Here is a 14,144-nt window from a genome sequence, read left to right as displayed (position 1 = left end):
ATGGGCTGCGCTTGGTCATGGCGCGACGCTACGAAACCGCCATGGTCTCCTCAAGCGCCATCGCTCTGACAAGACCCGATTTAGCCCGACAAGACCCTAGGTGGTTCTCATTTTTCCAATTAGATAGCTCACTGCTTTTCCGGGTGTGGAAATACAGCTGTAATCCGTCTCGGGGATCGAAACCTCAAGACGGTCGTGCAGCGCAGCCACTAGATTGAGGATATCCATTGAGTCCAGTTCAAGATCGTCTTGCAGGTGCTCTTCGTCGGACACCGAGTCAGGTTCGATATCCGGCGCGACCCTGTTGATCTCGTCCAGAAAGGCGGCTCTGATTTCGTCTTCGGTCATAGCAACTCCGATTTTGATAACCTGCTCTCCAGTTCGAGCATGAATTTTGAAGCCTGCCGTCCGTCACAGGCCCGGTGATCGGCGGACAACACGAATTTCGTGACCTCGCGTGGTTCGACCCGGTCGTCTGCAACCCAAGGCCTGATGTTGGGGGAACCGATACCCAACAACGCCACCTGCGGTGGAAAGATCACCCCGGTCATTTCTTCGGCGCCTCCCGCTCCGAGGCTCGATACCGTGAATGTGCCGCGAGTGAATTCCGACGCCAGCAAGCGCCCTGCCCGGGCGCGCGTCACCAGATCCCGCATGCCTGCCATGACCTCGTCCAGGGACAAGCGGTCAACATCGCTGAGCGCAGGAGCCACCAGGCCGCCTCCGCGCAGGGAAATGGCGATCCCCACATTCACTTGCTTCGAGGCGTGAAACCCGTCCTCGTGGTAGGAACCGTTCATCGCCGGTACAGTGCGCGCCGCGAGCGCCGCGGCTTTGACAAACACCGCCCCGGACAGGACTCGCTTTGTCGGTGGCTTGTCCGCATTTCTGGCAGCGAGCCAGTCGGATATGCGCTGTGTCTCGATATTGTGGGAAACATAGAAATGCGGAATTTCGCGTTTAGAACGGGTCATCGCTGCGGCAATCGCTTTGCGCATTTCTGAAATGCCATCTGCTGCGGGAGGACGTCTGGCCTGGCTTTGTCCAACACCTTCGACATCGGCCAGAACAACCGCCTCACCGGGACCTGTCCCTGCAACCGAAGCAATATCGATACCGGCCTCCTGCGCGGCCAACCGCGCAGCGGGGCTTGCCCGCCCCCCCTGACTCGACGCATGAAACTGTGGTGGTGTTTCATGTTTGACGGTGGCGGGCGTTGCTTTGGCGGGTCTGGTTTCTGCCGGGACCTCGGTCCCGGCCCCCGGCCCCACGCCGGGAACGCCGATGTGGGCGAGTGGTTCACCAACCGGAAGCGTCTGACCAATGCCAGCGATGAGTTCCAGAACCTCTCCGGCTTCAAAGCATTCGATCTCGATCGCGCCCTTTTGCGTTTCAACCACAGCCACGACATCCCCGCGTGCAACGGTGTCGCCCGGCTGTACCAGCCATTCAACCAGCGTGCCCGCTTCCATGTCCGAACCGAGCGAGGGCATGCGGAACACACTCATCTAACCGCGACCCAAGACCGCCCTGGCGGCGGCTATGATGTCGGACACTTGCGGGATCGACGCATCCTCAAGGTGCTTGGGATATGGGATCGGCGCCTCGGCCGAGCAGACCCTGCCGACCGGAGCATCCAGCGTCCAGAATACCTGCTCCATGATCCGGGCCGAGATCTCGGCTGCCAGCGACCCGCTGCGCCAGCCTTCATCCACGATGACTGCCCGGCGCGTGCGGCTGACAGATGCCATGAAGGTTTCATCGTCCAGCGGGCGCAGGCTGCGCAAATCGATCACTTCGGCGTCAATTCCTTCTTCGGCAAGACGCTCGGCTGCATCCAGTGTCTTGTAGAGCGATCCGCCGTAGGTGATCAGGGTAAGATCCTTACCCGGTCTACGGATCGCCGCACGCGCGATGTCGACAGCCCCTGCCCCGGTGTCGATTGTGCCGGAGCGGCTATAGAGCATTACGTTCTCGAAAATCAGCACCGGATCCGGATCCTGCAACGCGGTCCACAGCATGCCACGCGCATCTTCCAGTGTAGCCGGTGCCAGCACCTTCAAACCCGGTATATGAGCATACCAGCCTTCCAGGCTGTGCGAATGCTGCGCCGCCAGCTGTTTTCCTGCACCCGTTGCCATGCGGATGACCAAGGGTACGCCGAACTGCCCGCCCGACATGTGCCGCAGGGTGGCGGCGGTGTTCATGATCTGATCGAGCGCCAGCAGGCTGAAATTCACCGTCATCAATTCCACAACCGGTCGCATCCCGGCGCAAGCAGCCCCGATCCCGGCGCCGGTAAAGCCGGACTCGGACAAGGGCGTATCGCGTACCCGGGTTTCACCGAACTCTTCCATCAACCCCTTGGACACCGCGTAACAGCCGCCATAAGCGCCGACATCCTCACCCATCAGGAACACCCTTGGGTCGCGCTGCATCGCATCCCGCAATGCTTCGCGTACGGCGTCGCGGTAGGTTGTCTCGACCCGTTCTCCGGTGGTTGTCTCGGCAGGTTTCGCCGGTTCAGCAGGCCCCAGAACGTCGCGGGTCAGGGTTGAAACCGGCTCCCAGGTTCCCGCTTCGGCAAAGGCAACGGCCTTGTCGATCTCGGCATCCGCGTCTGTTTCCATCTCTGATATCTCGCTTTCGCGGATCAGCCCGTTTTCGAGAAGCCAGGACTGAAAGCGCAAAATCGGACCCTTTTGCCGCCAGTCTTCGACCTCGGCCTTTTTGCGATAAAGCTGTGCGTCAAACATCGAATGCGCCCGGAACCTGTAGGTGCGGCATTCAAGGAAAACCGGCTTACCGGTGTCGCGGATTTGGTTCAAGGCCTGTCTGGCCGCCACTTCGACGGCGACCACATCCATGCCGTCAACCACGCGGCTTTCGATTTGATAAGCGCTGGCCTTGCGGCTGATATCGGTTTCGGATTCCGACCGGTCCAGCGCCGTGCCCATGGCATAGCCATTGTTTTCGCATACGAACAACACCGGCAAATGCCACAGCGACGCTAGGTTCATCGCTTCGTGGAATTCGCCTTCGGCCACGGCACCCTCCCCAAAGAAACAGGCCGTGGCTGTATTCTCGCCCCGCATCCGGTCAGCCAGGGCAAGCCCAGCCGCCAGAGGCAACCCGCCGCCTACAATCGCGTTGCCACCGCAGAAATTGGTTTCGGAATCAAACAGATGCATGGAGCCGCCGCGCCCGCCAGAACAGCCTTCGGACTTGCCATACATTTCCGCCATGACCGTTGTCATCGGCACCCCGCGCATCAACGCGTGGCCATGTTCGCGATAGGTCGCCACCACCCGGTCCTTTGCCTCCAACAGCGGAATAATCCCGGCGGCAATCGCTTCTTCGCCATCATAGAGATGCAGAAAGCCGCGGATCTTTTCCTGCGTATAGAGTTCGGCACATTTCTCTTCGAAACGCCGGATCCGGATCATGTTTTTTAGCAACTGGTATACGTGGTCGTGATCCAGTTTCGGTTTTGTTGAAAGGCTCATGCTCCGTTCTCCTCCAGCGTCGAAGTATCTCCCTCGGGCAGCCCGAGTTCACGCGCCTTCAGCAGTCGCCTCATGATCTTGCCCGACCGGGTCTTGGGCAGGGTTGTGCAAAAGGCGATCTCGCGGGGGGCGACCGCAGCCCCAAGGCGCTTGCGGGCATGGCCGCGAATATCGCGTTCAAGATCATCGTTAGGTTCCACCCCGGGGTTCAGGGTGACAAAGGCCTTCACGATCTCACCTGCGGTTTCGTCGGGCACTCCGATCACCGCGGCCTCGGCCACCGCGTAATGCTCGATCAGGGCGCTTTCCACTTCGAACGGCCCGATCAAGTGGCCTGACGACTTGATGAGGTCATCTGCCCGCCCGACAAACCAGAAATATCCATCCGTGTCGCGCATCGCCAGATCCCCGGACAGGTACCAGCCGCCCGCGAAGCATTTGTCATAGCGCGTCTGCTCATTCAGATACGCGCGCATCATTGATGGCCAGCCGGGCCGAAGCGCAAGCTCACCCACCTCGCCATCAGGCAATTCACGCAAGCCATCATTGCCGGTCTCGACGATTCCGGCAGTAATGCCGGGCAATGGCACCCCCATGGACCCGGGTTTGACATCCATGCCTCGCAGATTGGCGATCATGATGCCGCCGGTTTCGGTCTGCCACCAGTTGTCGTGAAAGGGCCGACCGAACACGTCACGCGACCAGACTACCGCCTCGGGGTTCAAAGGCTCACCAACGCTGGCCAGAAATTGTAGCGAAGAGAAATCGTAGGGCGCAGCAACATCGGTTCCGGCACGCATCATCATCCGGATCGCGGTGGGAGCTGAATACCAAACCTGAACCTTCTCCCGTTCGACGATGCCATACCAGCGTTTGAGATCAAATTCCGCCTCGTCGACGATCATCGTGACCCGGTTCACCAGCGGTGAAATGATGCCATAGCTGGTCCCGGTGACCCAGCCCGGATCGGCCGTGCACCAGTAGGTGAAACCCGGTTGCAACTCTAGCGCGTAACGACCGGATAATGCATGGAACAGCACCGCCTCATGCACATGAACCGCACCTTTGGGTCGCCCTGTTGTTCCAGACGTAAAATGGATCAGCGCCGGGTCTTCGGGACCGGTCCGGACGGCCTCGAATTCAGCGGATGCGTCACGCAACTCCGGGCCAAGTGCCAAACAGCCGTCGGGCGCGTCGTCCCCCACGACAAGGATATGTTTGAGCGTTGGAAGATCTTTTAAAATGGGCGCGATCTTGCGGGTATAGAGGGATTTCGTTGTGACAAGAACCTCCGCCTTGCCGATCTCCATCCGGGTGCGCAGCGGTTCCGGACCGAAAGCGGCGAACAACGGTGTCAGAACCATACCTGCCTTCAGGGTTCCTAGCGCAGCCGCATAGAGTTCGGGTCTGCGACCCAAAGCCATGAAGACACGCGCGCCTTTTTTGAGCCCCAGATCGCACAGGATATTGGCGAACCGCGAGGACAGAACCGACAGATCGCCATAGCTGAAACTCTCGCGCCTTCCCTCCCTGGTCAGCCAGATCATCGCGGTTTGCTCACCGTGACCTTCGTTCACGTGGCGGTCCACCGCCTCGTATCCGATATTGATCGCCCCGCCAGACAGTCCGCCAACCAATTGCCAACCCAAATCATGCGCAGTCAAAGGGCTTTTCTCCGCTCCGGGCTGCCAGCAGGCGGCGTTTCGGTCTTCGGGCGTTTTCGAGATAATATCGCCCATTTCGGTCTCCTCTCGCAAGAAGACTGCAGGCCGCGCGCCTTTGGTTGCAATGATTCAAATCAATCTGCGCCCGCAGCACCGCGCTCGTCCATGTTTGACTCAGGTCATTGTCACGCCTGGGCGTCGCTTTCATGCTGATGCAGAATTCATCAAACAGGTAGGGCCATGCGGAACAAAGCGCGAGACTACTTGATCCCGACGCAACGCCTGAGGTGGCGCTGCGATCCTGAGGAATTGGGATTTCGGACGACTCGGGACATCGACGCGTCGGACGCGCTCTTTGGGCAGGACCGGGCGATGGAGGCCATCCAGCTGGCGTCTGAAATCCGGCACAGCGATTTCAACCTGTTTGTCTTCGGTCCCGTCGGCACAAGCCGCCGCTTTGCCGTGCAGGAGTTATTGGCAAAACAGGCCGCCAATATGCCGGTGCCGGATGATTGGGTCTATGTGAACAATTTCGACACCCCGGACAAACCCAACGCCCTGCGCCTTCCTGCCGGTATGGCCCAGAAGTTGCGGGGCGAGGTTGAAGAACTGGTTGATGATCTGGCCATCGACATACCGACGCTTTTTGAATCTGAAGACTATCAGGCTGCTCGGCGCGCCATAGATGAAGAGTTCGGCCAGCGCCAGGAAACCGCGATGGCCGAGCTTGCCGAGAAGGCAAAGGATCAGGAGATCGCCCTTCTCAGGACACCTATGGGCTTTATGCTGGCAGCCAAAAAAGACGGAGAAGTTCTTAAGAACGAAGACTTCAAGAACCTTCCTGAAGACCAGCAGAAGAAAATAGAAACCAGAATCGCCACTCTTCAGGAAGAACTGTCCGGGGTGATGCGGAACGCGCCCAGGCTCGACCGTGAGAGACGGCGCCGGATCGAACAGTTTTCTGCAGATCAGACCGGACAAATGGTGCGGGATCGGGTCGGGGACTCAAAGAAAAAATTCAAGGGAATCCATGCACTTCAAGCTCACTTCGACGTCCTGTGTGAGAACATGATTGCGAATGCCGAAATGTTCCTCTCGTTTGCCGCCGATGCCGAAGAAAAGCCGCTATCGGGAAAATTGGAAAAGGCTCACCGGGATCCCTGGTTTCACGCCTACATGGTAAATGTCATGGTGTCCCGGCCTCGCGAAGCGCAGAATGGCGCGCCGGTGATCACCGAAGACCTTCCCAACCTCGACAGGTTGACCGGGCGCACTGAGCACGATTCACGAATGGGAACCCTCGTCACTGATTTCACGATGATCAAACCCGGCGCTCTGCATCGTGCAAATGGCGGGTTTCTGGTGATCGATGCGCGCCGCCTGCTTTCCGAGCCGATGGCGTGGACCGCGCTCAAGCAATGCCTGCAGACACAAGTCATCACGATCACCTCGATGAGTGAGCGCTTGAGCCTGATGTCGACAACCTCGCTTGAGCCCGAGCCCATACCGGTCCAGACGCGGGTTGTGCTGATCGGGGACAAGCTGCTTTATGCGCTGTTGGTCACGCTTGACCCGGACTTTGGCGAATTGTTCAAGATCGAAGCCGAGTTCGAGGATGACATAGACCTGACCCCGGATACCCGCAGCCAATTCGCGCGGCTGATCGCGGCGACGACAAAACGCGATGAGTTGCGCCCGCTTGATGCCGGGGCAGTTGCGGGCCTTTTGGACGAAGCCACACGGCAAGCCGGTGACTGCACCAAGTTCAGTCTCAGAATCGGGAAACTGAGGGACATTCTACGCGAGGCGGATCACTATGCCGGTCAGCGAGAACAGGACTTCATCGATGCCGAAGATGTCCGCAAAGCAATTTCCGAAAAGGAACACCGGGCGGCGCGGGTCAGGGATCGCATGCGCGAAACCATCGCACGCGGGACAGTTCAGATCGACACTGCGGGCCAGGCGGTGGGTCAGGTCAACGGGCTGTCCGTGGTGGGTCTGGGCGGCTTCCGTTTTGGACGCCCGGTCCAGATCTCAGCGCGCACGCGTCTGGGCGGAGGCAAGCTGGTCGATATCGAACGCGAGGTTGAACTTGGTGGCCCGTTGCATTCCAAGGGCGTCCTCATTCTCGCGAACTATCTAGCGTCAACTTATGCGCGGGATCAGCCATTTTCTCTGCACGCGAGCCTCGTATTCGAACAGAGTTACGGCAACATAGACGGAGACTCGGCTTCGGCAGCCGAACTGTTTGCGCTCCTTTCTTCGCTGGCAGATGTGCCTATTTGGCAAGGGCTTGCAGTCACCGGTTCCGTCAGCCAGACGGGGCGGATTCAGGCCATAGGCGCCGTCAACGACAAGGTCGAGGGGTTCTTTGAAACCTGTGTCGATCAGGGACTGAGCGGCGATCAGGGCGTCCTGATCCCGTCATCCAATGTGGATCACTTGTTGTTGCGGGAAGATATCTTCGGGGCGGTCGAAGACGGCAAGTTCCACGTCTACGCAATTGAAACCGTCGATCAGGGCATCGGGATTCTCACCGGTCGGCCATCGGGAGAGCGCGGAAAGGACGGCTCTTTCCCGCCCGGAACGATCAATTTCTTGGTCGAAAGCAAGCTGGCAGGGTTTGCGGCCCGGCGCGTGGAACTGGCCTCGCAACGAGGTTCATCCGGTGACCTGAAATGACCGGGAAACAGAAGGGAAAACGCCTGCTGATCGGCGCGGAAAGTTTTGCAGACGCCAAGCCTGCCCTGCGGATTGCCGAAGCCCTGTTGCACCATGGGGTCAGCGATATCGGCGGAAGATTTGTCGAAAACCTGCAGAACACCGAAACGTGGCCTGCGCATGCGCAATGTGTTGTGACCTCAGGCGGCGCATTGTCTGACGCACCGACCGCGGCGCAGCAAAAGCAGCAGTTCGAGCGCGATGCAAAGGCTTTCCGTGAAGACCTGGCGCGTATCGCCAGTGCATCAAAGATTGACTGGAGGTTCGACCGGGAGAAAGGAGACCCCGTCCAACAGCTGGTTCTGGCCGCACGAGATTGGGATATGCTGGTGATAGGCCACAGGCGCCTGAGCCATCAGGCTGGCTGTATCCTTTCCATCCAAACCGACGGATCAAGGGCCGACAGGACCCGGACGCTGACCGATGAACTGTCCCGGGCATTTCGGGCCCGGACAATGGTCATCCCCGGCCAGCAACCAGAGGCAGCGCTGCTAACCTCGATTAACCGGGTCTGCGCGCGTGTTGTGGTGGTCAACGCCGGTGCCGAAACGGTGCAGGAAACGAGCCAGGTCCAAAGACTTCTCGAAGCGGCCCGATGCCCGGTTCTTATCCTCGAAAGTCCGGAGCGAAAGCAGAGGGAAAACGAATGACAAACCATGCAACCAGCGCTTTGATCTCCCGCCGGTCCGCGGGACTGGCCATGTCCGCCATCAAGGAAATGGCTGTTTTGAGCTCCAATATTCCTGACGCCGCGTCTCTGGCTTGGGGACTGCCGTCTTTCAGAACGCCGCAGGCCATACGCTCTGCCACCGAAATTGCTTTGCGGACCGATTCCAAAGCCGGAATGTACACGCTTCCGGCGGGTCCAGCTGAATTGCGTTCGGCTGCAGCATTGGACTTTGCCGCAAGGTTCGGTCGCTCAGTTGACCCGGAACGAAACCTTGTGATCGGCGCTGGTAACATGGAGGCAACAAATACGCTTCTGAATGTCTTACTTGATCCCGGCGACGAAGTCATCGTGACCGATCCGGGGTTTGTTTCGCATATCCAACAGATTTCCAAATGCCAAGGCGTGCCGGTGTTCTGGCCCATGGATGAGGCGAAAGGATGGGAGTTGGACACTGGCGTTCTGCCCGGACTGATGGGCCCCAGAACAAAGGCGATCATTCTGGTGAACCCCTCAAACCCTACCGGGCGGATTTTTTCCGAGGAAACCCTGCGGGCTACAGGCGAAATCGCTCGGAAAAACGGGCTTCTGGTAATCATGGACGATCCCTATGGACACTTCGTCTATGACGATCCAGAATCGTTGAGCAACCTCGCGTCCATGCCGGAATATGCGGACAACGTCGCCTATCTGTTTACTTTTTCGAAAGTGCACGCCATGAGCGGCTGGCGTGTCGGATACATGGTCTTGCCCGAAATGATCCGGAACGAGGTGGTAAAGATCCACGATCTCAACATGATCTGTACGCCCAGAATTTCCCAGATCGCAGCGGTTGCGGCTTTGCGAAGCGAAACGGATCATGTGGCAGAGTTTCGCGCGATCCTCGGTGAGCGCCGTTCGCTGATCTGCGAAAGGCTGGACCGTCTACCGCATGTGTTTCAATACGCTCGTCCCGATGGTGCATACTACGTGTTCCCGCGCGTGCTGGTCGAACACGAAACATCAGCGGAATTCGCAAAGGGCCTCCTGTTCAATACCAAGGTTGCCGTGACCCCGGGCGACGCTTTCGGGCCTTCCGGCAGATCCCACGTTCGCATGGCCTTTTGTGTCGACAGCGACACCATCAACCTGAGTTTTGACCGGCTCGAGGAACGCTTCGGCGTTTGAAGCCCGTGCCACTTGGTCCACTCAGGGAGTTTCGGTCAGGCGGTCAATAAAACCTACGGCATCCGCATCTCTTGATGTTCCTCCAGATCCTACAACTTGATTTCCTAAGCGATCGTTGTACGTTCGTTCCGAACAACAAAATTTCTCACTTACATCGAAAAAGGACGACTTTTGATCTCAGGCCCGGGTTGACCCGTACCGCAACAGCAGGTGCCATTGCTTTGACCCAGCCAGAAGCTTTTCACACGCATTAGAATGAAGGCACAGGTGCCCAAGCCAATTAGGATATTTTCTTACAAACTCCTGTTGGATGAGCCCTTCAAATACGGTTCGAATTGCATTTCATTCCCTAAAGAATTCAGATTGCTCCTTTGGCGATTCAAGATTGGATTTACCCTAACACCGTTCGACAATTCCGTGGTACAGATCGAAAAACCCTAATGCGTGTTGCCTTAGTGTATTTCAATCAGAGCATAAGAAACGTTTGACTTGTAATGGAAAATTTGGTCGGCCTTTCTGTCAGCGACGCGCTCTGGTATGCGATGGTCCTCTTGGCAGCCTCGTATATTCGCGGCTTTTCCGGGTTCGGATTTACCGCGATATTTCTTGCCGGATTAACTCTTATTCTGCCTGTTGTCGAAATCGTGCCCTTATCTATTGCCTTGGAACTGACCGCATCCTCGGCACAGGCGAAAGGCATTGCCCGCCATGTCAAATGGCGCGAACTTGGCCTCCTGCTTACAGCCGGCATAATTTTCACGCCCTTAGGGGTTTACCTGCTAGGCGTTATTGACGACCAGACCCTGAGGTTGACAGCTTTGGTTTTTGTCTTCGCATCGAGCTTGTATTTGGTTTTTTGGCGCACTCGCTTGCGGCAGTTTTCTCTCGGAATTTATGCGCTGGTCGGTTCTGCAATTGGTGTTGTCAACGGTGCGACGGCGCTTAGCGGGCTCGTTCTGGCGCTGTTTTTCAGCTTGTCGAACAAGCAAGCCATCGAGATGCGTGCGACGATGATATTCTATTTATTTGCCGCTGATATATGGGCTTTTTCGCTTTTGATCGGGGCGGGTTACTACGACAGTATCGCGATCACACGCGCCGCAGTTTCATTGCCATTGCTCGCGGTTGGCGTCTGGCTGGGATCAAGACATTTCGCAGCGGCAGGGCCTGAATCCTACAGAAAAGTCGTGCTGTGGCTGTTGTTGATGCTTAGCGCCGTGGGTCTTGTTGGGTTGTTCACGACATTGCTGGGTTAGAGGCGCCGCACAGGTGTTGTCAGACAAATTTGAACCAGTCTCTACAAGGCCAACATCACTGTCCTTTATGCCGCGCAGAGACCGCGCCACTCAGCGAGAGCAGCGGTGCGGTTCATCTTGAAATGATCTCTTTGGGAAAGGCTGCGCTCCTGATTGAAGTGGTTGAAAACGGAAGCATGGACGGAAACAAATTTCTGTAAACTTCGCATACGACGAAAGCGGTGCATGGCACGTTCTCGTCGTCGAAAAGGTAGGTGTGAGTTTTCTGCGCGATTGTTTTTCCAGCGCCCTGTTTCTTGTCTGGCAATATTTCCGATAACTTTCATCGCGGCGCCATAGGATCTTAGTTTGTCGGTCACGATGACTTCCGGCGGCCCATATCTTTTCATCACTTTCTTCAAGAACTTAAGGGCTGCGGTGCGATCTCGGCGCTTCGTTACATAGCTTTCCAACACCTCCCCTTCGTGATCTACCGCGCGCCAAAGGTAGTGTCGTTCACCGTTGATTTTCACGAAAACCTCGTCGAGATGCCAACGCCAGTTCGAGTAACATCGCATCCGGCAGGCCCGTTTTCTGCGTATTTCTGAAGCGAACATGGGGCCAAATCTGTTCCACCAAAACCGTACAGTTTCGTGGCTGACATCAATGCCCCGTTCATGCAGTAGATCCTCGACATTCCGAAGCGACAATGGAAATCGGACATATAGCATCACCGCAAGACGGATAATCTCAGGACTGGTTTTGAAATAGCGAAAAGGAGAGCGTTTTGTCATACTTCGACGCTAAATCTCCGCCCTGCCCTTCACAACCGAGTTTCCTCTGACACCGCCTATTTCTGGGCTGGTTTTGAAGTAGCGAAATGGTGAGCGTTTTGTCATGACCGAAGGCTAGATCGGCACCCTGCCCTTCACAACCGAGTTTCCTGTGACATCGCCTGGCTGGAAGCTAGATCGGCCCCCTGCACACCTCAAGCGAGTTTCCTCTGACATCACCTTCGGATCAAACGACGCGGCGCAACGCGGCGCGCGCTTTACTTAACAGACCTGGCCTCTCTTTCGGTACATCCGCAGATGCCATTCTCTCGACTGGCTTCACTTTGTGGCCGAGCGGCTTCCGAGCAAGGGCGCTTGCGACAACGACGGATGCCACGCCGAGCTGCGCATCGTTGCGAGAGGCTTGAAGTTGAGCCGCCTCTCTTGGATCAATCAACTCACCAGAGGCACTGTCAAACACCAGAGCGGTCTTACGCCCCCGCTTGTTCGTTTGTTCCTCCACTGGTGCAGTTGTTGTTGGCTCATCCTCGCTTGGAACAACCGTAACCGTTGTCTCATCATCAACCTCTACGCGCGTAGCGGCCTCAAGCTCTTCTGCCATAATCGCAAGTTGGTCATGCTCATATCCAAGCAAATGCCCAATCTCGTGACGCAGAACGGTCAGAAGATCCACACCGGAGGTAATGACGTCGCCAGAGGCACTGTCATCGCCTTCGATATACCAGCCAGAACCAGCTGCTGTCGCATCGATCAGGATCGTGTCATCCCCAACGGCCCGCGCCAGAGTGCTACCTTCAAGATCAGTGACAACAAGTGACACACCCTCAAACGCCAGCAGCTCTTCAGCGGAAATCAACCCGCTGGCCGCCCAGTCTTCCAGAGCCTCGTCGAACAACCGCTCAACTTCGGACCCATCCAGCGTTGCCTCGATGTAATCCTCGTTCGAGAGCGCCTCAAAGTTTTGCTGCGCCAACTTCAGAGTGTCGCTGAAGGCTTCGTCGTTGGTGGCCAGGCGGAAGTCATCAAAGGTAGCCGAGCCATCAAGAACGATCAGGCCAAAGCCCCCGTCGGCAAGCGCTCCGTTGAAGCCGTACTGACCAATTGTCGTGCCGTTGACCGAGATTTGAAGACCGGCGCCCTGGATGGTCACCATCAGGTGTTCGGCCTCATTTGCGTTCAGATCAAAGGCAAACGTGCCATCAACGACCTGACCGTCCTCGTCCGTAGCATGACCCACGATCACGCGGTCATTCGCGGCATCCAGAACAACGAACTTGTAGTTGAGTGCGTCATATCGGTCGAACACGAACCCTGACGTTCCCGAACCTTTGATGTCGACTTCCATTTCAAGGATGCTGTTAACACCAAGTCCGACACCCAGATTGACGGTCTGAACCGCAGGCGCCAGGCCCGAGACAACACCCGTCAGAGTGCCCGACGCTTCGGTCCAGCCGCTTGACTGAGCAACACGCGGAAGCTCAGTGACCGGTGGCGAGAAGTCGTCAGTCTCGTCCAGCGTCCAGTCGGGCGGCAGGATCTGCACCTTGAAGTTGTCCACTTTGCCGCGCGAACCATTCATACCGACACCAACCAAACCTTGGTTGAGCGGAACGGGGTCGCCATACACGTCAAGCCGCGGTGTGTAGTCATATGTGAACCAGTTCACCCCAGCCACGGCCAGCGTCACATTGTTCCCGTTGACCGCAACGGTCACCGAATAGTTCTGCCCCGGTTTAATCCGCACCGGTTTCTTGGACTGAACGACGTAGTTCCAACCGGACTCATCGACATAGCCCATCTCGATCTTGTTGGTGGACACGTTAATACCGGCGAATTTGAAGTCGACATCGCTGTGGTAGTCGAAGATGACATAACCGTTGGCTTTCCAGCCGCCGGTGGGCTTGTCCAGATTAAAGGTCGCTTCGACCTCGTAATAGCTGGGCAGGTAGTCATCCAACAAGAACACTGCTGATGCTGTGTCGGATTCGGTCTCCGAAGCGATCGCCAGAGCACCACCAGTTGACGTGAAGCTCCCGTCGTCAGCTGAAAAGCCACCCATGGTGCGGTCATTGAAGTCAGCGGTCCGAAGAATGTCACGACGTCCACCCGGGATGTTGCCGGCTTGCGGGTCCGTGGGGGGACCGGACTGGTCCTGCCAGAAGCCGCGGTCACGTTGCGTTACCAGGCCGATTTCACCATGCGGATTGCCCTGAAGCTGGATCACGTTGGAATAGCGTGAGTCCTGTTCAATGGAACCAACATCGCTTGTCCGGGTAATATCAACACCATCCGAGTAAGCTTGTGCAGCAAGGAAATCCCAAAGCTGCGGCGGAACCTGACGGCTGACCGTCGAGATACCGAACGGGGCGAAGGGCACCAGATAGGCATTG

At 57.2% G+C, this 14,144-nt stretch carries 10 protein-coding genes (1 of these 10 cut by a window edge); 4 read left to right on the top strand and 6 right to left on the bottom strand.

All coding sequences use genetic code 11. The features are described from left to right. Positions 1 to 96: 96 nt before the first annotated feature. From BUC32_RS16065 to acsA, 4 genes are read right to left on the bottom strand one after another with little or no spacing between them, the layout of a single operon-like run. Complete coding sequence (locus BUC32_RS16065; protein ID WP_073255219.1) at positions 97 to 348, bottom strand: acyl carrier protein; 252 nt, start codon at positions 346 to 348, stop codon at positions 97 to 99. Then, the gene (locus tag BUC32_RS16060) at positions 345 to 1,493 is read right to left on the bottom strand and encodes a dihydrolipoamide acetyltransferase family protein (protein WP_245815197.1); all 1,149 of its coding nucleotides are present in this window, start codon (positions 1,491 to 1,493) and stop codon (positions 345 to 347) included. Before BUC32_RS16060 ends, BUC32_RS16065 begins: the two co-directional genes overlap by 4 nt. Before the next feature lie 15 nt (positions 1,494 to 1,508). Further along, entirely contained in the window at positions 1,509 to 3,506 is a 1,998-nt protein-coding gene (gene pdhA / locus BUC32_RS16055; RefSeq protein WP_073255213.1) for a pyruvate dehydrogenase (acetyl-transferring) E1 component subunit alpha, read from the bottom strand. Next, entirely contained in the window at positions 3,503 to 5,245 is a 1,743-nt protein-coding gene (gene acsA, locus BUC32_RS16050; RefSeq protein WP_073255210.1) for an acetate--CoA ligase, read from the bottom strand. Before acsA ends, pdhA begins: the two co-directional genes overlap by 4 nt. Positions 5,246 to 5,410: 165 nt before the next feature. Between acsA and BUC32_RS16045 the strand changes: the two genes are divergently transcribed. The 4 genes from BUC32_RS16045 (at position 5,411) to BUC32_RS16025 (ending at position 10,981) form a co-directional block, all read left to right on the top strand. Further along, positions 5,411 to 7,852 carry a Lon protease family protein gene (locus tag BUC32_RS16045; RefSeq protein WP_073255207.1) on the top strand — a complete coding sequence of 814 codons (2,442 nt, stop codon included), beginning with the start codon at positions 5,411 to 5,413 and terminating at the stop codon, positions 7,850 to 7,852. Continuing rightward, positions 7,849 to 8,541, top strand: coding sequence for a universal stress protein (locus BUC32_RS16040; RefSeq protein ID WP_073255204.1), 693 nt, complete (start codon positions 7,849 to 7,851; stop codon positions 8,539 to 8,541). Before BUC32_RS16045 ends, BUC32_RS16040 begins: the two co-directional genes overlap by 4 nt. Further along, positions 8,538 to 9,725, top strand: a complete 1,188-nt coding sequence (locus BUC32_RS16035; protein ID WP_073255201.1) for a pyridoxal phosphate-dependent aminotransferase — start codon at positions 8,538 to 8,540, stop codon at positions 9,723 to 9,725. The genes BUC32_RS16040 and BUC32_RS16035 overlap by 4 nt, the downstream gene beginning before the upstream one ends. A 494-nt stretch (positions 9,726 to 10,219) precedes the next feature. Then, entirely contained in the window at positions 10,220 to 10,981 is a 762-nt protein-coding gene (locus BUC32_RS16025; protein WP_073255195.1) for a sulfite exporter TauE/SafE family protein, read from the top strand. Between the two features lie 65 nt (positions 10,982 to 11,046). Here BUC32_RS16025 and BUC32_RS16020 read toward each other — a convergent pair whose 3' ends face one another. Together BUC32_RS16020 and BUC32_RS16015 are read right to left on the bottom strand one after the other, a co-directional pair. Further along, positions 11,047 to 11,754, bottom strand: a complete 708-nt coding sequence (locus tag BUC32_RS16020) for an IS6 family transposase (RefSeq protein WP_073255192.1) — start codon at positions 11,752 to 11,754, stop codon at positions 11,047 to 11,049. A 226-nt stretch (positions 11,755 to 11,980) separates the two neighbouring features. Beyond that, positions 11,981 to 14,144, bottom strand: partial view of an LEPR-XLL domain-containing protein gene (locus BUC32_RS16015; RefSeq protein ID WP_073255189.1) — the 3' end only. 26,801 nt of this gene lie beyond the right edge of the window; the window shows 2,164 of its 28,965 coding nt (coding positions 26,802-28,965); the start codon falls outside the window, past its right edge; its stop codon occupies positions 11,981 to 11,983.

It is taken from the genome of Shimia gijangensis (assembly GCF_900142085.1).
GTDB lineage: Bacteria > Pseudomonadota > Alphaproteobacteria > Rhodobacterales > Rhodobacteraceae > Shimia > Shimia gijangensis.
Note: the sequence above shows the minus strand (reverse complement) of the source record. Positions and strands in the feature narration are given on the sequence as shown.

What these genes read in the sequence shown, in the direction of transcription:
- BUC32_RS16065 (WP_073255219.1), bottom strand. Translation starts at nt 348, where the DNA reads ATGACCGAAGACGAAATCAGAGCCGCCTTTCTGGACGAGATCAACAGG.
- BUC32_RS16060 (WP_245815197.1), bottom strand. Translation starts at nt 1,493, where the DNA reads ATGCCCTCGCTCGGTTCGGACATGGAAGCGGGCACGCTGGTTGAATGG.
- BUC32_RS16045 (WP_073255207.1), top strand. Translation starts at nt 5,411, where the DNA reads ATGCGGAACAAAGCGCGAGACTACTTGATCCCGACGCAACGCCTGAGG.
- BUC32_RS16040 (WP_073255204.1), top strand. Translation starts at nt 7,849, where the DNA reads ATGACCGGGAAACAGAAGGGAAAACGCCTGCTGATCGGCGCGGAAAGT.
- acsA (WP_073255210.1), bottom strand. Translation starts at nt 5,245, where the DNA reads ATGGGCGATATTATCTCGAAAACGCCCGAAGACCGAAACGCCGCCTGC.
- BUC32_RS16035 (WP_073255201.1), top strand. Translation starts at nt 8,538, where the DNA reads ATGACAAACCATGCAACCAGCGCTTTGATCTCCCGCCGGTCCGCGGGA.
- pdhA (WP_073255213.1), bottom strand. Translation starts at nt 3,506, where the DNA reads ATGAGCCTTTCAACAAAACCGAAACTGGATCACGACCACGTATACCAG.
- BUC32_RS16025 (WP_073255195.1), top strand. Translation starts at nt 10,220, where the DNA reads ATGGAAAATTTGGTCGGCCTTTCTGTCAGCGACGCGCTCTGGTATGCG.
- BUC32_RS16020 (WP_073255192.1), bottom strand. Translation starts at nt 11,754, where the DNA reads ATGACAAAACGCTCTCCTTTTCGCTATTTCAAAACCAGTCCTGAGATT.